22 protein-coding genes are annotated in these 21,363 nt (G+C 66.3%); 15 read left to right on the forward strand and 7 right to left on the reverse strand.

Translation table 11 applies throughout. From position 1 onward, the window contains the following. Nucleotides 1-30: 30 nt before the first annotated feature. From tssC to icd, 4 genes are all read right to left on the reverse strand, one after another. Nucleotides 31-1,521, reverse strand: coding sequence for a type VI secretion system contractile sheath large subunit (tssC, locus tag FFI97_RS07510; RefSeq protein ID WP_139706204.1), 1,491 nt, complete (start codon nt 1,519-1,521; stop codon nt 31-33). A gap of 34 nt (nt 1,522-1,555) precedes the next feature. After that, nucleotides 1,556-2,101, reverse strand: coding sequence for a type VI secretion system contractile sheath small subunit (gene tssB / locus FFI97_RS07515; protein WP_139706202.1), 546 nt, complete (start codon nt 2,099-2,101; stop codon nt 1,556-1,558). Between the two features lie 97 nt (nt 2,102-2,198). Continuing rightward, nucleotides 2,199-4,904 carry a type VI secretion system ATPase TssH gene (tssH, locus tag FFI97_RS07520; RefSeq protein WP_139706200.1) on the reverse strand — a complete coding sequence of 902 codons (2,706 nt, stop codon included), beginning with the start codon at nt 4,902-4,904 and terminating at the stop codon, nt 2,199-2,201. Between the two features lie 360 nt (nt 4,905-5,264). Then, nucleotides 5,265-6,524 carry an NADP-dependent isocitrate dehydrogenase gene (gene icd / locus FFI97_RS07525; protein ID WP_062471491.1) on the reverse strand — a complete coding sequence of 420 codons (1,260 nt, stop codon included), beginning with the start codon at nt 6,522-6,524 and terminating at the stop codon, nt 5,265-5,267. 219 nt (nt 6,525-6,743) lie between these two features. Here icd and FFI97_RS07530 point away from each other — a divergent pair, with 219 nt between their 5' ends. From FFI97_RS07530 to FFI97_RS07540, 3 genes are all read left to right on the forward strand, one after another. Continuing rightward, nucleotides 6,744-7,082, forward strand: coding sequence for a hypothetical protein (locus FFI97_RS07530; protein WP_062471494.1), 339 nt, complete (start codon nt 6,744-6,746; stop codon nt 7,080-7,082). Nucleotides 7,083-7,234: 152 nt separating this feature from the next. Next, nucleotides 7,235-7,420 carry a hypothetical protein gene (locus FFI97_RS07535; protein WP_139706199.1) on the forward strand — a complete coding sequence of 62 codons (186 nt, stop codon included), beginning with the start codon at nt 7,235-7,237 and terminating at the stop codon, nt 7,418-7,420. A 91-nt stretch (nt 7,421-7,511) separates the two neighbouring features. Continuing rightward, nucleotides 7,512-7,982 (forward strand): DUF192 domain-containing protein, encoded by a 471-nt coding sequence (locus FFI97_RS07540; RefSeq protein WP_082548869.1) that lies wholly within the window; start codon nt 7,512-7,514, stop codon nt 7,980-7,982. 69 nt (nt 7,983-8,051) lie between these two features. Here the strand turns inward: FFI97_RS07540 and FFI97_RS07545 are convergent, their stop codons facing one another. Further along, nucleotides 8,052-8,633, reverse strand: a complete 582-nt coding sequence (locus FFI97_RS07545; protein WP_144004398.1) for a superoxide dismutase — start codon at nt 8,631-8,633, stop codon at nt 8,052-8,054. A 50-nt stretch (nt 8,634-8,683) separates the two neighbouring features. Then, complete coding sequence (gene xseA / locus FFI97_RS07550) at nt 8,684-9,997, reverse strand: exodeoxyribonuclease VII large subunit (RefSeq protein WP_144004399.1); 1,314 nt, start codon at nt 9,995-9,997, stop codon at nt 8,684-8,686. A gap of 312 nt (nt 9,998-10,309) precedes the next feature. Between xseA and FFI97_RS07555 the strand changes: the two genes are divergently transcribed. The 6 genes from FFI97_RS07555 (at nt 10,310) to adk (ending at nt 14,234) form a co-directional block, all read left to right on the forward strand. Further along, a complete protein-coding gene (locus FFI97_RS07555; protein WP_070060550.1) occupies nt 10,310-10,942 on the forward strand; it encodes a MotA/TolQ/ExbB proton channel family protein in 633 nt (210 codons plus the stop codon). A gap of 145 nt (nt 10,943-11,087) precedes the next feature. Then, on the forward strand, nt 11,088-11,513 hold the full coding sequence (locus tag FFI97_RS07560) for an ExbD/TolR family protein (protein ID WP_062471507.1): 426 nt from the start codon (nt 11,088-11,090) through the stop codon (nt 11,511-11,513). After that, nucleotides 11,514-12,509 (forward strand): tetraacyldisaccharide 4'-kinase, encoded by a 996-nt coding sequence (lpxK, locus tag FFI97_RS07565; RefSeq protein WP_144004400.1) that lies wholly within the window; start codon nt 11,514-11,516, stop codon nt 12,507-12,509. It begins immediately after the preceding gene. Beyond that, nucleotides 12,490-12,672: a Trm112 family protein gene (locus FFI97_RS07570; RefSeq protein ID WP_013541700.1), complete on the forward strand. Its 183-nt coding sequence runs from the start codon at nt 12,490-12,492 to the stop codon at nt 12,670-12,672. Before lpxK ends, FFI97_RS07570 begins: the two co-directional genes overlap by 20 nt. Continuing rightward, nucleotides 12,669-13,442: a 3-deoxy-manno-octulosonate cytidylyltransferase gene (gene kdsB / locus FFI97_RS07575; RefSeq protein WP_139706571.1), complete on the forward strand. Its 774-nt coding sequence runs from the start codon at nt 12,669-12,671 to the stop codon at nt 13,440-13,442. Before FFI97_RS07570 ends, kdsB begins: the two co-directional genes overlap by 4 nt. A gap of 135 nt (nt 13,443-13,577) precedes the next feature. Then, nucleotides 13,578-14,234 carry an adenylate kinase gene (gene adk / locus FFI97_RS07580; protein WP_062471515.1) on the forward strand — a complete coding sequence of 219 codons (657 nt, stop codon included), beginning with the start codon at nt 13,578-13,580 and terminating at the stop codon, nt 14,232-14,234. Between the two features lie 30 nt (nt 14,235-14,264). Here adk and FFI97_RS07585 read toward each other — a convergent pair whose 3' ends face one another. Then, a complete protein-coding gene (locus FFI97_RS07585; RefSeq protein WP_139706569.1) occupies nt 14,265-15,251 on the reverse strand; it encodes an asparaginase in 987 nt (328 codons plus the stop codon). 73 nt (nt 15,252-15,324) lie between these two features. Here FFI97_RS07585 and lexA point away from each other — a divergent pair, with 73 nt between their 5' ends. The 6 genes from lexA (at nt 15,325) to FFI97_RS07615 (ending at nt 21,321) form a co-directional block, all read left to right on the forward strand. Further along, entirely contained in the window at nt 15,325-16,008 is a 684-nt protein-coding gene (gene lexA / locus FFI97_RS07590) for a transcriptional repressor LexA (protein ID WP_062471522.1), read from the forward strand. Nucleotides 16,009-16,152: 144 nt separating this feature from the next. Next, a complete protein-coding gene (locus FFI97_RS07595) occupies nt 16,153-16,536 on the forward strand; it encodes a hypothetical protein (protein WP_139706568.1) in 384 nt (127 codons plus the stop codon). 167 nt (nt 16,537-16,703) lie between these two features. Continuing rightward, complete coding sequence (locus FFI97_RS07600) at nt 16,704-17,711, forward strand: D-2-hydroxyacid dehydrogenase family protein (RefSeq protein ID WP_062471528.1); 1,008 nt, start codon at nt 16,704-16,706, stop codon at nt 17,709-17,711. Nucleotides 17,712-17,715: 4 nt separating this feature from the next. Beyond that, a complete protein-coding gene (locus FFI97_RS07605) occupies nt 17,716-18,876 on the forward strand; it encodes an MFS transporter (RefSeq protein WP_070060544.1) in 1,161 nt (386 codons plus the stop codon). 133 nt (nt 18,877-19,009) lie between these two features. Next, nucleotides 19,010-20,530 (forward strand): 3-hydroxyacyl-CoA dehydrogenase, encoded by a 1,521-nt coding sequence (locus FFI97_RS07610; protein ID WP_139706565.1) that lies wholly within the window; start codon nt 19,010-19,012, stop codon nt 20,528-20,530. An 11-nt stretch (nt 20,531-20,541) separates the two neighbouring features. Continuing rightward, nucleotides 20,542-21,321 carry an oxepin-CoA hydrolase, alternative type gene (locus FFI97_RS07615; RefSeq protein WP_062471537.1) on the forward strand — a complete coding sequence of 260 codons (780 nt, stop codon included), beginning with the start codon at nt 20,542-20,544 and terminating at the stop codon, nt 21,319-21,321. Nucleotides 21,322-21,363: the final 42 nt, after the last annotated feature.

The raw sequence follows: 21,363 nt of genomic DNA on the forward strand, positions 1-21,363 counted from the left end.
TTCCTCGAACAATTCGATGGCGGTTGGGTGTCAGGCCGCTTCTTTGAGCGAGGGCAGCTTTGCAACCAGACGCAGAGAAACGGTCAGGCCTTCGAGCTGGAAATGCGGACGCAGGAAGAACTTCGCGCTGTAGTAGCCCGGATTGCCTTCGACGTCCTCCACCACGACTTCGGCAGCCGCGAGGGGTCGCCGGGCCTTGGTTTCCTGGGACGAATTCGCAGGATCGGCGTCGACGTAATGCATGATCCATTCGTTCAACCAGCGCTGCATTTCGTCGCGCTCCTTGAAGGAGCCGATCTTGTCGCGCACGATGCATTTCAGGTAGTGCGCGAACCGCGTGCTGGCGAAAAGGTACGGCAGCCGTGCGGACAGATTGGCATTGGCGGTCGCGTCCGGGTCCATGTACTCCTGTGGCTTCTGGAGCGACTGGGCACCGATGAACGCGGCATGGTCGGTGTTCTTTCGATGCACCAGCGGAATCAGTCCGGCTTTCGCAAGCTCAGCCTCGCGGCGGTCGGAGATCGCGATTTCGGTCGGACACTTCATGTCGAAGCCGCCGTCGTCGGTCGGGAAGGTGTGGCACGGCAAGTTCTCGACGGTGCCACCCGACTCCACGCCGCGGATCATCGTGCACCAGCCGTAGAGCTTGAAGCTGCGGTTGATGTTGACCGCCATGGCATAGGCCGCATTGCTCCATACGTAGTTGCGGTGATCGGCGCCTTCGGTTTCCTCTTCGAAGTCGAATTCGTCGACAGGATTGGTTTTCACGCCATAAGGCAACCGGGCCAGGAATCGAGGCATTGCCAGACCAACGTAGCGGGAGTCCTCGGTGTTTCGCAGCGAGTTCCACGGTGCGTGCTCGAGGTTCGACGTGATCTTTGCGAGGTCGCGCGGATTCGCAAGCTCTTGCCACGATTCCATGCCGAGCAACGAGGGCGCCGATCCGGCGATGAACGGCGCGTGAGATGCTGCAGAGACCTTGGCAATTGCCCCCAACAGCTCGACATCGGGCGGCGTGTGGTCGAAGTAGTAGTCGGCCACCAGGCACCCGTAGGGCTCGCCGCCGAGCTGGCCGTACTCCTCTTCATAGATGCGCTTGAAGATCGGGCTCTGGTCCCAGGCGATTCCCTTGTGGCGACGCAGCGTGCGACGGACTTCGTCCTTGGAGACGTCCATGAAGCGGATCTTGAGCTTCTCGTCCGTCTCGGTGTTGTAGACCAGATGGTGCATGCCTCGCCAGGCCGACTCGATCTTCTGGAAGTCTTCCTTGTGGAGCACGAGGTTGATCTGCTCCGACAGCTTGCGGTCGATCTCGGCAATGATGGCTTCGATGCTGCTGTAGGCATCGTCGGTCATCGTTGCGGCGTTGACGAGCGCCTGCTCTGCCAGCGTCCTGACGGCCGCCTCGACGGCATCGCGCGCTTCGTCGGTCTTGGGCTTGAATTCCTTGTCGAGCAGGGCCGAGAAGTCGGTGGGGTCGGTGTAGCGCGTCGCTTCGGGCGCCTCGAGCACGTTGTCCATGAGGGTGGTCATCTGAAATTCCTTGGTCTGAATGTCACGCGGCGGAATCGGACGCAGGTGCGCCCTCCAGGTCGTCGGTGCGGGGTTTGGCGGATTTCGCCAGCGACTTCATGAGCGAAGGGTCCTGAAGCAGCTTGTTGACGAGGCTTTCGGCACCCGCCTTTCCGTCCATGTAGGTCTGCAGGTTGGCCAACTGCGTGCGGGCTTCGAGGAGCTTGCTGAGTGGCTCTACCTTTCGTGCGACGGCGGCCGGCGAGAAGTCTTCGATGCTCTCGAAGGTGATGTCGACCATGAGCTGGCCTTCGCCCGTCAGCGTGTTGGGCACGGCGAATGCCACGCGCGGCTGGATGGCCTTCATCCGCTCGTCGAAGTTGTCGATGTCGATATCGAGGAACTTTCTCTCGGGCACAGGAGGCAAGGCCTGCGTCGGCTTGCCGGACAGGTCGGACAAGACGCCCATCACGAAAGGCAATTCGATCTTCTTTTCGGACCCGTAGATTTCCACGTCGTACTCGATCTGCACACGTGGTGCCCTGTTGCGGGCAATGAACTTCTGACTGCTGTTGTTGTTGGTGGCCATGAAAACTCCCTGGTGAAAAAGACAGACAAGAACCTGGCATCGCGCCTTTTCGGAGGCAACGACGCATCTCCTGCGCCAACGAGACGGCTCGGTGGACTCAGGCGAACTCGGTGTGACAGACGATGGCGCCTCCTCCTTGCAAAGCTGGGTTGGCGCTGTCGCTCGGCTTCACGTCGGCAGTCATGCGCCGGATCTTTTGCCGCGCTTGAAACGCATCCAGCCATTGCCGGGAAAGAATCGGCAGGAGACGTTGCTCGATGAAGCCGATCAGACGGCGAGCCCCGGTTTCGTAGGCACCGCAGTGGCCGACGATTTCACTGAGCAGCGCAGGCGTGTAGTCCAGCGCAATGTCATGCTGCGCATGCATGCGCTCGACCACGCGATCCAGGTGCAAGCTCACGATGTCGCGCAGTGCGTCCGGGGCCAAGGGCAGGTAAGGCACCACGGTCAACCGACCAAGGAAGGCCGCAGGAAAGACCGTTCGCAGCGCCGGCTGGAGTGCATCGCGCAGAGCCTCGACATCGGGCATCAGCAAGGGGTCTTCGCTCAGAGCGGCGATGAGTTCCGCACCGGTGTTGCTCGTCAACAGGATCGTGGTGTTTCGGAAATCGACACGACGCCCTTCCCCATCTTCCATCCACCCCTTGTCGAACACCTGATAGAAGATCTCGTGCACATCTGGGTGGGCTTTTTCCACCTCATCGAGCAAGATCGTGCTGTAGGGCTTTCGGCGCACGGCCTCCGTGAGCACGCCACCTTCGCCGTAGCCGACATAACCCGGGGGCGCGCCTTTCAAGGTCGACACCGTGTGCGACTCCTGGAACTCGCTCATGTTGATGGTGATGAGGTTCTGCTCACCGCCATACATGGCTTCGGCCAATGCCAATGCCGTTTCTGTCTTGCCCACACCCGAAGGGCCGGCCAGCAGGAAGACACCCACCGGCTTGTTTGGATCGGTCAGCTGCGCCCGCGCCGTCTGCATGCGCTCGGCGATCGCAGCGAGCGCAGGCCCCTGGCCGATCACGCGCGCTTCCAGCCGTGATTGAAGCGCAACGACTGCCGCAACTTCGTCGGTGACCATCCGCCCTACGGGAATTCCGGTCCAATCGGCCACGATGCCCGCCACCACGGCCTCGTCCACCTGGGGAAAAATCAGAGGCAACTCCTTCTGGTGCGCGGCAAGCTCGAGTTCGAGGGCTTCCAGCTGCGCCGAAGGTGCATTCCCCTCGGCGCAGCTCAGCTCTTTCGCCTCCTCCCTCTTCTTGGTCCTCAATCCATGAATCGTGCGAACCAGTGCAAGCTCGTCCTGCCATCGCGCTTCGTGCAAGGTCAACGCCTGCTGCGCGGCATCGAGTTGAGATCGGGCTGCGTCGAGGCGCAGCGCTCTTGCATCACTCCCCTGGGCAACGACACCCTCCTGACTCAGCAGTTCGAGCTCGACCTGGAGGGCCGCGATGCGGTGCCGCCATTGCTCGACTTCAGGCGGCGGCGCGTGAAGCGACATGGCGACGCGCGCGCATGCGGTGTCCAGGAGACTGATCGCCTTGTCGGGCAGCTGGCGTGCAGGGATGTAGCGATGCGACAGCGTCACGGCCGCGCGCACGGCTTCATCGAGCACGAGCACGCCGTGGTGCTCTGCAAAGGTGGTGACAAGGCCACGCACCATCTCGATCGCAGCAACCTCGTCGGGCTCTTCCACCTGCAGCGTCTGAAAGCGGCGCGTCAGCGCCGGGTCTTTCTCGATGTGGCGCTTGTACTCGCTCCAGGTGGTGGCACCGATCGTGCGCAAGGTTCCCCGTGCAAGCGCGGGCTTGAGCAGGTTGGCGGCATCGCCGGTTCCGGATTGCCCGCCCGCACCGACCAAGGTGTGCACCTCGTCGATGAAGAGGATGACGGGCTGCACCGACTTGCCCGCCTCTTCCAGCAAGGCCTTGAGGCGGGACTCGAACTCCCCGCGCATGCTTGCGCCGGCCAACAGGGCTCCGACATCGAGGCTCCACAGGCGGCAGTTCTTCAGATCGGGAGGAACCTCGCCTTGCGCGATGGCCAATGCGAGCCCCTCGACCACCGCCGTCTTGCCGACGCCCGCATCTCCTGTGAGCAAGGGATTGTTCTGACGGCGACGCAGCAGGATGTCGACCATCGTGCGGATCTCGTGTCCGCGCCCGATGACCGGATCGATCTGCCCTTGAGACGCGCGCTCGGTCAGATCCGTGCAGTAGCGCCGCAACGCGGACCTTCCATCCGACGCTGCATCCGTGAGCGCGGCGCTGGCTTCACCGGGCAGCGCTGATGGCAGACCGGAGCCATCGTGCGGTCCTTCCTGCCCTTCGGGGGAGCCGGCCACGATGGCACCGATGGCCTCCGTCAGTTGGTCTGCTGGGATTCTCTGGAATGCAGGCGAGATGCCAAGAAGCACGCGCCGCAGGTCCGGCGTCTGAAGCAGCGCAGCAAGCAGCCACGCACCGCGCACGCAATGCGCGCCGAACTCGAGGCTCGAGAGCACCCACGCGCGCTCAATGGCAGCTTCGATGTGACTGGAAAAATCGGTCAGCGAAGTGGCACCGGATGGCAAGCTGGACAAGGCCGATGCGAAGTCTTTCTCGATGGCTTGCGCGTCGATCTGGTAGTGCCGGCAGATGCGGTGCAGGTCGCTGTCGTTGAGCTGCCAGAGCTGGTGAATCCAGTGCGTCAGTTCGACATAGGGATTGCCGCGCAGCTTGGCAAAGGCGGTGGCGGATTCGATGCCGCGAAACAAGGTGAGGTTGAGCTTGCCGAACAGCGCTCGCCGAGAGATCGTCATTGCGCGATCTGCCGTGCGGCGTGCACGCCCTGTTCGATCGAGTCGTCTGCGAGGCCCCCTGTTGTCGGGCAGATTCCTGCGTTCTTTTTCCCCACTTCGCGCCCCCTATGCGTCTTGGAATGGGCGCGATTCTGGCGGCTCGCTGCGAGGCAAACACAGCACAGTTTCTACCAATGGTTAAACGAAAGACGGAGCCTATTGATCTGTGATGTTTGCCCGCCTCTCCTTACGTTCAGAGCACAAAGGAGGTAATTCACTAACGATATCGCGAGGGCGACAGGCAAGAAAAAACCCTCGAGTCCTTTCGGAAGCTCGAGGGCTTGATAAGGGTCTGACGTTTCTCGACGTCAGCGATCGCAATTACATGTTGTCGATCATGACCTGACCGAAACCAGAGCAGCTCACTTGCGTCGCGCCGTCCATCAGGCGCGCGAAATCATAGGTGACCTTCTTGCTAGCGATCGACTTTTCCATCGAACTGATGATCAGGTCGGCCGCTTCGGTCCAGCCCATGTGGCGCAGCATCATTTCGGCGGACAGAATCTCGGAACCCGGGTTCACATAGTCCTTGCCGGCGTACTTGGGGGCCGTGCCGTGGGTGGCTTCGAACATGGCGACGGTGTCGCTCAGGTTCGCCCCCGGTGCGATGCCGATGCCGCCAACCTGTGCGGCCAGCGCGTCGGAGACGTAGTCGCCGTTGAGGTTCAGCGTGGCGATCACGCTGTATTCGGCGGGACGCAGCAGGATCTGCTGCAGGAACGCGTCGGCGATGCTGTCTTTGACGGTGATTTCCTTGCCCGTCTTGGGGTTCTTGAACTTCATCCACGGGCCGCCGTCGATCAGCTCGGCGCCGAATTCCTTGGCGGCCAGGTTGTAGCCCCAGTCACGGAAGCCACCTTCGGTGAACTTCATGATGTTGCCCTTGTGGACCAAGGTGACGCTGGGCTTGTCGTTGTCGATGGCGTACTGGAAAGCCTTGCGCACGAGGCGCTCGGTGCCTTCGCGCGAGACGGGCTTGACGCCGATGCCCGAGGTGTTGGGGAAGCGAATCTTCTTGACGCCCATCTCGTCCTGCAGGAACTTGATGAGCTTCTTGGCCTTGTCGCTTTCGGCTTCGAACTCGATGCCGGCGTAGATGTCTTCCGAGTTCTCGCGGAAGATGACCATGTTGGTCTTGTGCGGCTCGCGCACCGGGCTGGGCACGCCCTCGAAGTACTGGATGGGCCGCAGGCAGACGTACAGGTCGAGTTCCTGGCGCAGCGCCACGTTCAGCGAGCGGATGCCGCCGCCGACGGGCGTGGTCAGCGGGCCCTTGATGGACACCACGTAGTCGCGCACCGCATGCAGGGTTTCCTCGGGGAGCCAGACGTCGGGGCCGTAGACCTTGGTCGACTTCTCGCCGGCGTAGACCTCCATCCAGTGGATCTTCTTCTTGCCGCCGTAGGCCTTGGCCACTGCGGCGTCCACCACCTTGAGCATCACCGGCGTGATGTCCAGCCCCGTACCGTCGCCTTCGATGAACGGAATGATCGGCTGATCGGGCACATTGAGCGAATTGTCAGCGTTGACCGTGATCTTCTGGCCTTCGGTCGGGACTTTGATGTGCTGATAGCTGGACATGAGGGGGCTTGACTCCGGGAGTGACGTAATTCGAACGACTGTCTGCGAATTCAGACAGCGAGGGAGAATCGCTGTACAGCGCGCTAACAAATCGCTGTACATTTTAGACGCAACCCATCAGCGGACAATTGTCAACCGTAGGGCGATAGAGCCCGTTACTGGCTGACCTTCTGCTCGCCGGGAGGCGTTTCCAACCAATTCTCGATAGAGGAATCATCAATGAGCAAACTTCTCGCAGTCATGATCGCTGGCCTGTTCGCCGCTGGCGCGTACGCCCAGAACCCGGCCGGTACCACGCCCGAACAAGGCAACGCGACCAACAGCAAGCCGCAAGCTCGCGCTGAAGCCAAGAAGGAAGCCAAGCCCGCTGGTCAAGTGGCTCCCGCTGCTGGCGACATCGCCAAGACGCCTGAAGGCGGCGCCTTCGGTGCCGACAAGGCTGGCGTTGCTGGCGAAAAGCGCGCCAAGACCCGCGACGATCGTCGTCGCAACAAGGACGGCAGCGTGAAGCGCAAGGCCACCCAAGGCGGCACGCCTGACATGCCCGGCGCCAAGTAAGCCGGTCTGTCCCCCTAAGAAAAGCGCTCTCCGGAGCGCTTTTTTTCGTTCGCAGTTTTGTTCAACCACTGTCAACCGGGGTTCTTGAGGTCCGTTGAATGGAGACCTTCCGCAGGGAGGTGATCCATATCAACAATCTCAAAGGATTTCTCATGAACAAGCTGATCGCAGCCCTGGTCGCCGGCCTCTTCGCAGCCGGTGCATTCGCCCAAGCCGCCGAGCCCGTGCCCGCAGCGCCGGCCGCTCCCGCCGTCCACAAGACCAAGGCCAAGCACACGGTCAAGAAGCACAAGGTGCGTCACGTCTCCAAGGCCCACGCGGCCGCCAAGAAGGTGTAAGCTTTCAAGCTCCCGGCAATGCCCGCTTCAGCGGGCATTTTTATTGGTCACGGGCCGACCTCGTGTGTCGCGGCCCCGAAAGAGTCATCCGATGTTTCAGCGTCTCGCCGCGCTGCTTCTGGTGTCCGCGTCCTTCCTGGCGCCGGCCCACGCGCAGCAGCAAATCCAACCGCAACCCCAAACCGATCTGGCACGCACGCAGTTGTCGGTCGGCCTCTACAAGATCGATGCGCAGGTGGCGCAATCGCCTCGCGAGCGCGAGATCGGCCTGATGTTCCGCAAGACGATGCCGCAGGCCGAAGGCATGATCTTCGTGTTCGAGCAGCCGGCCACGCAATGCTTCTGGATGCGCAACACGCTGCTGCCGCTGACCGCCGCCTTCGTGGCCGACGACGGCCGCATCGTCAACCTGGTCGACATGCAGCCGATGACCGAGAACTCGCACTGCTCCGAAGAGCCGGTGCGCTACGTGCTCGAGATGAACCAGGGCTGGTTCGCCAAGAAGAACATCAAGAAGGGGGCCAAGCTCGGCGGCGAGCTCTTCTCGGCCGCCAAGCGCTGAGCAATTGAGCGCCCGCAAAAAAGCCGACCCGCAGGTCGGCTTTTTTCATGGCGAGCGCCAGGTCCGGCTTCAGCCGAAGTTCTTCGCCGCGAAGTCCCAGTTGGCCAGCTTGGCCAGGAAGGTCTCGACGAACTTCGGGCGCAGGTTGCGGTAGTCGATGTAGTACGCGTGTTCCCACACGTCCACCGTCAGCAGCGCGGTGTCGGCGGTGGTCAGCGGCGTGCCGGCGGCGCCGGTGTTCACGATGTCCACCGAACCGTCGGCCTTCTTCACCAGCCACGTCCAGCCCGAGCCGAAGTTGCCCACGGCCGACTTCACGAAGGCTTCCTTGAAGGCGTCGTAGTTGCCCCACTTGGCGTCGATGGCCTTGGCCAGCGCGCCGGTGGGTGCGCCACCGCCCTGGGGCTTCATGCAGTTCCAGAAGAAGGTGTGGTTCCAGATCTGGGCGGCGTTGTTGTAGATGCCGCCGCTGGACTTCTTGACGATCTCTTCGAGCGTCATCGCTTCGAACTCGGTGCCCTTTTGCAGGTTGTTCAGGTTCACCACGTAGGCGTTGTGGTGCTTGCCGTGGTGGTACTCGAGCGTTTCCTTCGAATACTCGGGGGCCAGTGCGTCGATGGCGTACGGCAGGGGTGGGAGCACATGTTCCATGGTTTTTTCTCGTGGGTTGGTTGTGGGGAAAGAAGGATTCTAGGAAGTAATCAGGGGGGCGGCGTCAGACGTGTTCCCGTCGCGCCGCCGGGCGTCACGGTCAGGTCGACCGAGCCATCCGAAAGGCGTGCGACCACGGCATCGCCAGCCTTCAGGCTGCCTGCGCTGACGACCGCGCGGCCTTCGCCATCGGTCAGCAAGGCATAGCCGCGCTGCAGCACCAGGGCCGGGTCGAGCAGCCGCAGGCGCAAGGCCACGCGTTCGAGCCGCTCGCGCCGCTGCGTCAGCGAGCGCGCGAACTTCGCGGAGAAATCGGTGGCGATGGCCTGCGGCACCTGCGCCAGGCGCTCCCGGCGCGACAGCACCGCGTAGTGCAGCCGCTGCGCGTGGTGCGCCAGCCGCAACTGCTGGCGCGCGACCAGGCCCGACGGGCGGCCCAGCCGCGCGGCCGCCTGGTCCAGCCGTTGGCCAAGCACATCGAGCCGCCCGCCCAGCGTGTCACCGAGCCGTTCGTCGAGCAGGTCGAGCGCGCCGAGCCACAGGTCGCGCGGCGCGCTGACGAGTTCGGCGGCGGCCGTGGGCGTCGGCGCGCGCAGGTCGGCGCAGAAGTCGGCTATGGTGAAATCGGTTTCGTGCCCCACGCCGCTGATCACCGGCACGGGACTCTGCACGATGGTGCGCGCCAGCGTTTCGTCGTTGAAGGCCCAGAGGTCCTCGATCGAGCCACCGCCGCGCACCAGCAGGATCACGTCGACGGCTGGCTCCAGCGTGTACAGCGACTGCAAGGCGCGCACCAGGTCGGCCGGCGCACTGGCCCCCTGCACTGCCGACGGCGCCAGCACCACGGGAATATGTGGCACGCGCCGCCGCAGCGCGGTCACGACGTCATGCAGCGCCGCAGCGCCCAGCGAGGTGACGACGCCCACGGCGCGTGGCATGGACGGCAGCGCCCGCTTGCGCGCCGGATCGAACAGGCCCTCGGCTTCGAGGCGCGCCTTGCGCTGCAGGAACTGCTCGAACAGCGCGCCCTGCCCCGCCCGCCGCAGGCTCTCGACCACGAGTTGCAGGTCGCCGCGCGGCTCGTACACCGCCAGCCGGCCGCGCACCTCGACCTGATCGCCGTCGCGCGGCGTGAAGTCGAGCAGGCCCGCCGCGCGACGGAACATCGCGCAGCGCAGCTGGCCGGATTCGTCCTTGAGCGAGAAATAGCAATGACCGCTCGATGCGCGCGAGAAACCAGAGATTTCCCCGCGCACCGAGACCGGGTTGAAACGCGCATCGAGCGCATCCGCCACCGCGCGGCACAGCGCGCCCACAGCCCACACGCGCGGCCCGGGCGCGGCGTTCGGCTCCCTGAAGCTCATCGCGCCCCTCCGCCGCCGAGCGCCACTCTTCCACAACGGGCGTCGCGCCCCCCACTTTGGAGGGGTATGGTGGAACAGATGCACGAGTTCTCGTGCAAGCTGTTGATTTCATTAAAAAAAGTGCTGCTCAAAATTCAATCGATCTAACGGAAAGCCCGTCCCATGCGGGTTCGGAGACATTGCGCGATGGGTTAATCACAAAGTTATCCACAGAATCTGTGCGTCCTTGCCGACACGCAAACAAGCCGCGAGCCGATGGTGGCTCGGTGGATAATCGCCGCGCATTTGCAGTCTACGGGCCGGAGGATTTTCTTGTTTTCCATCATTGTTGCCGCGGGCTGGCCAATCTGGCCATTGCTCGCCTGTTCGGTCATCGCACTCGCGCTGGTCATTGAACGTTTCACCAGCCTCAAGACCGTCAAGGTCCTGCCGCCAAAGCTGCTGGACGAGACCATCACCGTGTCGCGCGGCGCGGTTCCCGGCCCGGATGTCGTGACCAAACTGGAAAGCAACTCGATGCTCGGCCAGGTGCTCGCCGCCGGCCTGCGCGCGCTGAACGCCAACCCGCGCTGCACCGAAGAAGACCTGCGCGCCGCCATGGAGGCCTCGGGCCGCACCGTGGCGCACAAGCTCGAACGTTACCTGCCGGCGCTGGCCACCATCGCTTCGGCCGCGCCGCTGCTCGGCCTGCTGGGCACGGTGATCGGCATGATCGAGATCTTCGGCTCGCAGTCGCCCGGCAGCGGTGCGGTCGGTTCGGGCAACCCGGCGCAGCTGGCGCACGGCATCTCGATCGCGCTGTACAACACGGCCTTCGGCCTGATCGTGGCCATTCCGACGCTGATCTTCTGGCGCTACTTCCGCAGCCGCGTCGACGAGTACCTGCTGAACCTCGAACTCTCGGGCGAGCGCTTCGCGCGCCACTTGAACGCACTTCGCAAATGACGGCCATCGCAGCAACCGACGGCCGTCACACCAGGGACACCGCGGAACCGGCTTCGCCGGGCCGCAGGTGTCGCTCCCGGAAGGGGGGTGGCGTAGCGACACGAAGTGCGCGCAGCCTGGGGGTGAGCCTATGACTCGGGGCCGCATGCAGTTTCGCCACGGCGCGCGCGACGAGCCGGAGATCAATCTGATCCCGTTCATCGACGTGCTGCTGGTCGTGCTGATCTTCCTGATGCTGTCGACCACCTACAGCAAGTTCACCGAGATGCAGCTGCGGCTGCCGACAGCGGACGTCGACGCCCAGCGCGACTACCCGAAAGAGGTGATCGTGGCGGTGTCGGCTGACGGCCGCTACGTGATCAACAAGTCGCCGCTGGCGGACCGCAGCGTCGACACCGTGGCCGCCGCGCTCGGCGCTGCCGCCACCGGTGGCAAGGACAGCGTCGTGATCATCAGCGCCGACGCCGCCAGCCCGCACCAGGCCGTGGTGACGGTGATGGAGGCCGCGCGCCGCGCCGGCCTGATGCAGATCACCTTCGCCGCCCAGTCGACGGCCCAGGCCGGTCACTGAGTGTCGACCGGCGCGCGGCTGCAGGATGCCTGGCTGCGCCGCGGTGCGCTGGCCTGCCTGCTGTGGCCGCTGTCGCAGGTCTACGGCGCCCTCTTCGCGCTGCGGCGCGCCTTCTATCGATGGGGCTGGCAGAAAACCGGACGCGTGCCGGTACCCGTGATCGTGGTCGGCAATGTGATTGCGGGTGGAGCCGGCAAGACACCGGTCGTGATGGCCGTCGTGCGCCATCTTCAGGCGCGCGGCCTGCGGGTGGGTGTGGTGTCGCGCGGCTACGGCCGCCGCACCGACGACTGCCGTGAAGTCCGGGCCGACAGCGATCCGCAGGACGTCGGCGACGAACCCGCGTTGATCCACCACGCCACCGGCGCGCCCGTCTTCGTGGCCCGGCAGCGTATCGAGGCCGCACGCGCCCTGCTCGAGCAGCACCCGGCCACGCAGGTCATCGTCAGCGACGACGGCCTGCAGCATCTGGCGCTGGCGCGCGACATCGAGATCTGCGTGTTCGACGACCGCGGTGTCGGCAACGGCTGGCTGCTGCCGGCCGGCCCCCTGCGCGAGCCGTGGCCACGCCATTGCGACCTGTTGCTGCACAGCGGCGAGCGGCCCGCCTTCGCCGATGGCTACACCGCCACCCGCGAACTGGCGCCGTACGCCCTCGCGAAGGATGGTCGACGCATCCCGCTCGACACGCTCGCCGGCCAGCCCGTGATCGCGCTCGCCGCCATCGCGCGGCCGGAGGCCTTCTTCACGATGCTGCGTGCTCGCGGCCTGGCGCTCGCTGACACCCTCGCGCTGCCTGACCACCACGATTTCAGCGGCTGGCAACGACCTGCCGCCCCCGCCCTGCCCCTCGTCTGCACGGAAAAAGACGCCGTCAAGCTCTGGCAGCAGGCACCCGACGCGCTCGCCGTGCCGCTGCATTTCGAACCCTCGCCGGCGTTCTTCGCCGCCCTCGACGCGAAGCTATCATCGCTCGATGGATACCAAGCTGCTTGAACTGCTCGTCTGCCCCGTCACCAAGGGCCCGCTGACCTGGAACGCCGAGAAGCAGGAGCTCTGCTCGCGCAGCGCGCGCCTGGCCTACCCGGTGCGCGACGGCATCCCGGTGCTGCTCGAGAACGAGGCCCGCACGCTGTCCGACGAAGAGCTGGGCCTGTGAGCTTCACCGTTCTGGTGCCGGCCCGGCTGGCTTCGACGCGACTTCCCAACAAACCGCTGGCCGACATTGCCGGCCTGCCGATGGTCGTGCGCGTGGCACAACGCGCCCGCCAGTCCGGCGCCCTTCGCGTGGTGGTGGCCGGCGACGACGCCGCCATCATCGAGGCCTGCAAGGCGCACGGTGTCGAGGCCCTGCTGACACGCCAGGACCACGCCAGCGGCACCGACCGGCTGGCCGAAGCCTGCGAACAGCTCGGGCTCGACGGCGACGCGATCGTCGTCAACGTGCAGGGCGACGAACCGCTGATCGACCCCGCGCTGATCGACGCCGTCGCCGCCACGTTGGCCGCGCGCCCGCAGGCCGCGATGAGCACCGCCGTCCATGCGATCGACTCGCTGGCCGACTTCATGAACCCGAACGTGGTGAAGGCCGTGCTCGATACGCAGGGCCACGCGCTGTACTTCAGCCGCGCACCGATCCCCTGGTGGCGCGACGGCTCTTCAGGCGGTGCGGCGCCCTCGGTGCTGCCCAGCCCGGCGCCGCTGCGCCACATCGGCATCTACGGCTATCGCGCAGGCTTCGTGCGGCAATTTCCGTTGCTGTCGCCTGCCCCTGTCGAAGCCACCGAGGCGCTCGAACAGTTGCGCGCGCTGTGGCACGGACACCGCATCGCGGTGCATGTGAGCGATGTGGCACCGGGCCCCGGGATCGACACGCCCGAAGACCTGGCACGCGTGCGCGCCGTCTTCGCGGCCGGCTCGCCTGCGTGAGCTGCAGGCCGCCCCGAGGGAGACGGCGGCAATTTGTCACGGGGACGCATGCTATCCTCGATGCAATTCCGCCTCGGCGCGCCTGAGGGTGCGCATGGGGCGCGACACAAAATCTAAGAACCTTCCGAGGACACCATGAGACTTATTTTGCTGGGCGCGCCCGGAGCAGGCAAAGGCACGCAAGCGACCTTCATCTGCCAGAAATACGGCATTCCCCAAATCTCCACCGGCGACATGTTGCGCGCCGCGGTCAAGGCAGGCACCCCCCTCGGGCTGCAGGCCAAGACGATCATGGATTCGGGTGCACTGGTCAGCGACGACCTGATCATCAACCTCGTGAAGGAACGCATCGCGCAGCCCGACTGCAACGGCGGTTTCCTGTTCGACGGCTTCCCGCGCACCATTCCGCAGGCCGACGCCATGAAGGCGGCCGGCGTCAAGCTCGACTACGTGCTCGAGATCGACGTGCCCTTCGGCGACATCATCGAACGCATGAGCGGTCGCCGCTCGCACCCGGCATCGGGCCGCACCTACCACGTCAAGTTCAATCCGCCGAAGGTGGAAGGCAAGGACGACGTGACCGGTGAAGAGCTGATCCAGCGCGAAGACGACAAGGAAGAGACCGTGCGCAAGCGGCTCGACGTCTACAGCCAGCAGACCCGTCCGCTGGTCGATTACTACTCGGCCTGGGCCAAGACCGATCCGGCCGCTGCGCCGAAGTACCGCGCCATCCAGGGCGTGGGCACGGTCGACGAGATCACGCAGCGCGCGCTTGCCGCACTGAACAGCTGATTCAGCGGCTGATTCGTCAGCCTCTTTCTCCTAGCCGCCCTCCGCCTCCGGCAGGGCGGCCACTCCCAAGAGTTCCAGCACCAGCGCAACCCGCGCCTTCACCGGCGTGAGTGCGCCCGCATCCCGCAGCCCGTCACCGGGTTTCGGCAGGATGCGTCCGTTCGCGCAGCGTGTGGCGCGCAACACCACCAAGCCGCCGTCCTGCGCCTTCAGCGCCGCGGCTTCCAGCGCGTGGTGCACGGTGCCGTTGCCGGTCGTGGCCACGACCAGGCCGCGCAAGGGCTCAGTCGACGGGAGCAGCAACGCCTCCACGATCGCACCGCTCGCGCCCGCGTGGCTCATGACGATCTCGACGCGGGGCCACGGCTTCGATACCGCATCCAGCCGCGCCGCATCGAACGGCGCTCCCTGCGGCCACGCACGCACGCGCCGCACTTCGCCCTCCTCCACATAGCCGACCGGCCCCGCATCGCCCGACGCGAAGGCATCGAGGCGGTAGGTGTGCACCTTCTGCACATCGACGCCGCTGTGGATCGTGCCCGCACACACCACCGTCACGCCCTGCGCGCCCGGCGTCGAGGCCACCGCGAGCGCGTCGCGCACGTTCTGCGGGCCATCGGGCGACAGGGCCGTCGCCGGGCGCATCGCGCAGGTCAGCACCACCGGCTTGGCTGGCGCCAGCACCGCGTGCAGGAAGAAGGCGGTCTCTTCCAGTGTGTCGGTGCCGTGCGTGATCACGATGCCGGCCACATCAGGCTGCGCCAGCCAGTGTGCGCAGCGTGCGGCCAGCTGGCGCCAGGTGTCGGCGTCCATGTCCTTGCTGTCGAGCTGCGCGACCTGCTCCGCCACCAGCGTCACGCCGGCCGGCGCCTCGATGCCACCCAGCAGGTCCGCCACGCCCACCTGCCCGGCGGTGTAGCCGATGTTGTCGCCGCTGCTGGCAGCCTTGCCGGCAATAGTGCCGCCGGTGCCCAGCACGACCACGCGGCGCGTCTCGGACGAAGAGGAATGAGTCATGGCTTGTCAACTTTTGAAAACTGGTTAAAAATACAGGTACTGGATATCTAGCCAGTGCCGCAAGGAAACCACTATGCAGTTCGCAGTGAAGCTTACCGCCCGCCAGCAGCAGATCCTGGACCTGATCCAGGGCGCCATCGCACGCACCGGTGCGCCGCCCACGCGCGCCGAAATCGCCAACGAGCTGGGCTTCAAGTCGGCCAACGCCGCCGAGGAGCACCTGCAGGCCCTGGCCCGCAAGGGCGTGATCGAACTCGTCAGCGGCACCTCGCGCGGCATCCGCCTCAAGGGCGATGCGCTGCGCTCGCTCCACGAAACGCGCCACCGCGAAGGCAACCAGTTCTCGCTCTCGCTGCCCGGCATGGCCCAGCTCGCGCTGCCGCTCATCGGCCGCGTCGCGGCAGGTTCGCCCATCCTCGCGCAAGAGCATGTCGACCAGACCTACTACGTCGAGAACACGCTGTTCCAGCGCCAGCCAGACTACCTGCTCAAGGTGCGCGGCATGTCGATGCGCGACGCCGGCATCATGGACGGCGACCTGCTCGCCGTGCAGGCCACGAAGGAAGCGCGCAACGGCCAGATCGTGGTGGCCCGCCTGGGCGAAGAAGTCACTGTGAAGCGCCTGAAGCGCAACAAGCAGGTGATCGAACTGCACGCCGAGAACCCCGACTACCCGACCATCATCGTCCAGCCCGGCGAGCCCTTCGAGATCGAAGGCCTTGCGGTCGGCCTCATCCGCAACACGATGCTGATGTAAGCCCCGGGCCTGCTGTTCACACGCAGCAGTACCTCATCCGGCCGCGACAGGTGGCGGGCGTATGGCGCGAAGTCGCCATCACCCTGTCGTGGCCGATTCAAGAAATCCTGCCTGTGTTCAACCTCATACTTTTTTGGAGTTCACATGGGAATCGCCCTCCTCGCCATCGCCGACCTCTGGTCGCCCCTGCAATCGCTGGCCACCCGCTGGATGCCCGCCCGCCGCTCGTCGCACGGTGAGAGCGGCGACGCTGCCGCTGGCCTGCGCTACGTGGCCATTCGCCCGGCCTGCACGGCGCGCCCCGCTGGCGGCTCCGCACCTGCCAGTTCGCCATCCGCCACTGCCGCACCCGCCCGTCCGCTGCGCGTGGTCCGCGTGGTCGACCGCCAAGGCACGCAGCGCGGCTGCGCCAACCGGGTCGTGATTTCCGGCCGCATGGCCGACGTGTGCGCCGAGCTCGACCGGCTCGCCGCATTGGAAGCCGCAGAAACAGGCAGCGGCACGCCCCGCCCCAGCCACCTGCACTGAGAAGGTGCGAACGAACCCGCCGTGCCTGCGCGCTCTGCGCGCCCCTCATGCGCACGGCGGATTCACTGGAATCGGCCTGAAACAGGCCTTCCGGCCGCCATCCGGCACCGGGTATCCAAACGTTCACACGTGCGACGTGCCGATGCTGCGAGGCACAATGGCATGCCATGAACATTGTGATCCTCGACGACTACCAGGACGCCGTGCGCAAGCTGCAGTGCGCTGCCAAGCTGGACGCTTACGCCGCCAAGGTCTACACCAACACGGTCAAGGGCATCGGCCAACTGTCGGTTCGCCTCAAGGATGCGGACGTCATCGTGCTCATCCGCGAGCGCAGCCAGATCTCCCGCCAGCTCATCGAGAAGCTGCCCAAGCTCAAGCTGATTTCCCAGACCGGTCGCGTCGGCGGCCACATCGACGTCACGGCCTGCACCGAACGCGGCGTAGCGGTGGCCGAAGGCTCGGGCTCGCCGCAGGCACCCGCCGAACTCACCTGGGCGCTGATCATGGCGGCCATGCGCCGCCTGCCGCAGTACATCAGCAACCTCAAGCACGGGGCCTGGCAGCAGTCGGGCCTCAAGTCGGCGTCGATGCCGCCGAATTTCGGCGTGGGCTCGGTGCTCAAGGGCAAGACGCTGTGCATCTGGGGCTACGGCCGCATCGGCCAGCTGGTGGCCCGCTACGGGCAGGCCTTCGGCATGCAGGTCGTGATCTGGGGCCGCGAGGCCAGCTGCGCCAAGGCGCGCTCCGACGGCTTCCAGGTGGCGCAGAACCGCCACGAATTCTTTGCCGCCGCCGACGTGCTGTCAGTGCACCTGCGGCTCAACGAGGACACCCAGGGCCTCGTCAAGCTCGAAGACCTCTCGCGCATGAAGCCGACGGCACTGTTCGTCAACACCTCGCGCGCCGAGCTGGTCGAAGCCGATGCGCTGCTGGCCGCGCTCAACCGCGGGCGCCCCGGGCTGGCGGCCATCGACGTGTTCGAGAGCGAACCGCCGCTGCAGGGCCATGCGCTGCTGCGCCTCGAGAACTGCATCTGCACGCCGCACATCGGCTACGTCGAGCAGGAAAGCTACGAAAGCTACTTCGGCCAGGCGTTCGACAACGTCGTGAGCTTCATCAAGGGCAACCCCACGAACATCGTGAACCCCGGCGCGCTGCAGGTCCGGCGGTGAGCGCATGAGCCGGCCCGCGCCGCAGCGAGGCGCGCTCTGGGCGCTGCTGGCCGGCAATTTCGTGATCGGCACGGGCGTGATGGTCGTGCCGGGCACCCTCAATGAGATCAGCGCCTCGCTGGCCGTCCAGGTCGCCACCGCGGGCCAGCTGATCAGTGCAGCAGCCTTCGTGATGTGCCTGGGCGCCCCGCTGCTGGCCGCCGCGGTCGCCGGCTGGGACCGCCGCAAGCTGCTGGCCCTCACCCTGCTCTGGTACGCCGCGTGGCACGTGGTCGCGGCGCTCGTTCCCAGCTTCGGCGCGCTGTTGCCGGTGCGCATGCTGACGGTGATCGCGCCCGCCATCTTCACGCCCCAGGCCGCGGCTTGCGCCGGCATGCTGGTGCCGCCCGAGCAGCGCGGGCGCGCCGTCACCTTCGTCTTTCTCGGCTGGTCGGTGGCCTCGGTGCTGGGCCTGCCGATCGGCGCGCTGATCGGCGGCCACCTGGGCTGGCGCATGGCCTTCATGGCCATCGCGGCGCTCAGCGTCGTGAGCGCCGCCTCGGTCTGGCTCACGCTGCCCAGCGGCATCCGGCCCGCCGCGCTCACGGCCGCCGCCTGGTCGCGCGTGCTGCGCAGCCCGGTGCTGATGGGCATCGTGTCGGTCACGGCGCTGCAGGGCGTCGGCCAGTTCGTGCTGTTCAGCTACTTCGGCCCGCTGCTCAAGCAGGGCTTCGGCGCCGATGCCAACACGCTGAGCCTGATGTGGGCGCTGTTCGGCGCCTTCGGCCTGCTGGGCAACATGGTGGTGAGCCGCTACATCGACCGCGTCGGCGCCGGGCGCATGGTGCTGCTGACAACCGGGCTGATCGCGCTGAGCCTGCTGCTGTGGCCGCTGGCCAGCACGCTGGCGTGGCTCGCGGTGGTGCTCGTGCCCTGGGGCCTGGGCTGCTTCGCCACCAACTCCTCGCAGCAGGCGCGCCTCGTGGGACTGGCACCCGCCCTGGCGCCGGGCTCGGTGGCGCTCAACAGCTCGGGCATCTACATCGGCCAGGCCCTGGGTGCGGCGCTGGGCGGCTGGCTGCTGGCGAACGACGCCACCGAGTGGATGAGCCGGGTCGGTTTTGCACTGATGCTGCTGGCCATGGGCCTGAGCATCGCCATCGACCGCAGCCGCCGCCCGGCCTGATTCCGATGCCCCGCGTAACACCCGGGGCGCGGGCCTCCCGCGAGATTGCAAAATCGGAGCTTTCGTCCGCGTCGCGCACCCGCGCCGACGCGGCCGCCCCGGACACCCACCAACCCATGAGAACCTTGATCCCATGACAGTGAACTACCCCCGAATCGGCGTGATCGGCGCCGGCGCCATGGGGCGCGGCATCGCGCAGATCGCCGCCCAGGCCGGCAGCGAAGTGCTGCTGCTCGACAGCTTCGCCGGTGCCGCCGAGCGCGGCCGCGAAGCCCTCGCCGCCCAATGGAACAAGCTGCACGAGAAAGGCAAAATCGACGCCCCCACGCGCGACGCCTACGTGGCCCGCGTGAAGGCGGTCGACGGCATGCAGGCGCTCGCCGGCTGCGACCTCGTGGTCGAGGCCGTGGTCGAGAACCTCGAGGTCAAGCGCACGCTGTTTCGCGAGCTCGAGGACGTGGTCGCGCCCACCGCCACGCTGGTCACCAACACCTCGTCGCTGTCGGTCACGGCCATCGCGGCCGGCCTGCAGCACCCCGCGCGCTTCGCGGGCTTCCACTTCTTCAACCCCGTGCCGCTCATGAAGGTGGTCGAGGTGGTAGCGGGCTTCAAGACCTCGCCCGAGGTCTGCCAGCAACTGGCCGGCTACGCCACGCAGATGGGCCACAGCGCCGTGCAGGCGCAGGACACGCCTGGCTTCATCGTCAACCACGCAGGCCGCGGCTACGGCACCGAGGCGCTGCGCATCGTCGGCGAAGGCGTGGCCGACTTCGCCACCATCGACCGCATCCTGAAGGACCAGGCCGGCTTTCGCCTCGGCCCGTTCGAGCTGCTCGACCTCACGGCGCTCGACGTGTCGCACCCGGTGATGGAGTCGATCTACCACCAGTACTTCGAAGAGCCGCGCTTCCGCCCGAGCGTGATCACCGCGCAGCGCCTGGCCGCCGGCGCACTCGGCCGCAAGACCGGCGAAGGTTTCTACCGCTATGAAGACGGCGTGATGCAGCAGACGCCCGAAGCGCCGGCGCCGGTGATCGAAGGCACGCCCGCGGTCTGGGTGTCGCCGCGCGCCGCGCGCCGCGCCGAGCTGCTGCGCCTGGTGAACACGCTGGGTGCGCAGATCGACAGCGGCAGCGCCCCCGCACCGCAGTCGATCATCCTGGTCGCGCCGCTGGGCTTCGACGTGACGACGGTCGCGGCCGTCGAGCGGCTGGACGCCACGCGCACCGTCGGCATCGACATGCTGATCGACGACGCCGCCACCAAGCGCCGCGTGCTCGCCACCAACCCGGCCACGCGCCGCGACGTGCGCGACGCCGCGCACGCCCTCTTCGCGCGCGACGGCAAGGCCGTGAGCGTGATCCGCGACAGCGGCGGCTTCGTCACGCAGCGCGTGATCGGCGCCATCGTCAACATCGCCGCCGACATGTGCCAGCAGCGCGTGTGCACGCCGGCCGACCTCGAGACCGCCGTGCAGCTGGGCCTGGGCTATCCGCGCGGTCCGCTCGCCATGGGCAACCTGTACGGGCCGACCAACATGCTCGAGGTGCTGTTCAACCTGCAGACCGTGTATGGCGATCCGCGCTATCGCCCGAGCCCGTGGCTGCGCCGCCGCGGCGCGCTGGGCCTGAGCCTGCTGCACGAAGAAGAATAAGCACGCACACCATGACCGCCGAACTCAAGAGCACCAGCGAAGGCAGCACCATGGTGCTGACCATCGTCAACCCGACCCAGCGCAATGCACTGGGCCCCGAGATCTATGCCGCCGGCATCGAGGCGCTGAACGGCGCCGAGAGCAGCGACGAGATCCGCAGCGTCGTCATCGTGGGCGAAGGCGCCTGGTTCTGCGCCGGCGGCTCGCTGCAGCGGCTGCTGGCCAACCGCCAGCTCGACCGCTCCGTGCAGGCCGAGAGCATCGAGGGCCTGCACAACTGGATCGACTCGATCCGCACCTTTCCCAAGCCGGTCATCGCGGCTGTCGAGGGTGCGGCGGCCGGCGCCGGCTTCTCGCTCGCGCTGGCCTGCGACTTCGTGGTGGCCGCGCGCGACGCCGTGTTCGCGGCCTCGTACAGCAACGTGGCGCTGTCGCCCGACGGCGGCCTCAGCTGGCACCTCGGGCAAGCGCTGCCGCGCCAGCTGGCGAGCGAATGGCTGATGAACGGCGAGCGCATCGAGGCCGCGCGCCTGCATGCCTTCGGCCTCGTCAACGAGCTCACCGACAGCGGACAGGCACTGGCCGGTGCGCTGGCCCTGGCCACCCGCCTGAACGCGCGCGCGCCGAACTCGCTAGCCAGCATCAAGGAGCTGCTGAGCGACGCGCGCGGCGCCACACTGGCGTCGCAGCTATCGCAGGAGCGCGATCATTTCGTGCGCAACCTGCACCACGCGAACGCGGGCATCGGCATCGCCGCGTTCCTCGACAAGACACCGCCACGCTACGAGTGACGCCTGACGGCGTCGCTCCCGAGACACCCCACAGCTTTTCAG

Source organism: Variovorax sp. KBS0712, from assembly GCF_006323185.2.
Taxonomy (GTDB): Bacteria; Pseudomonadota; Gammaproteobacteria; order Burkholderiales; family Burkholderiaceae_C; genus Variovorax; species Variovorax boronicumulans.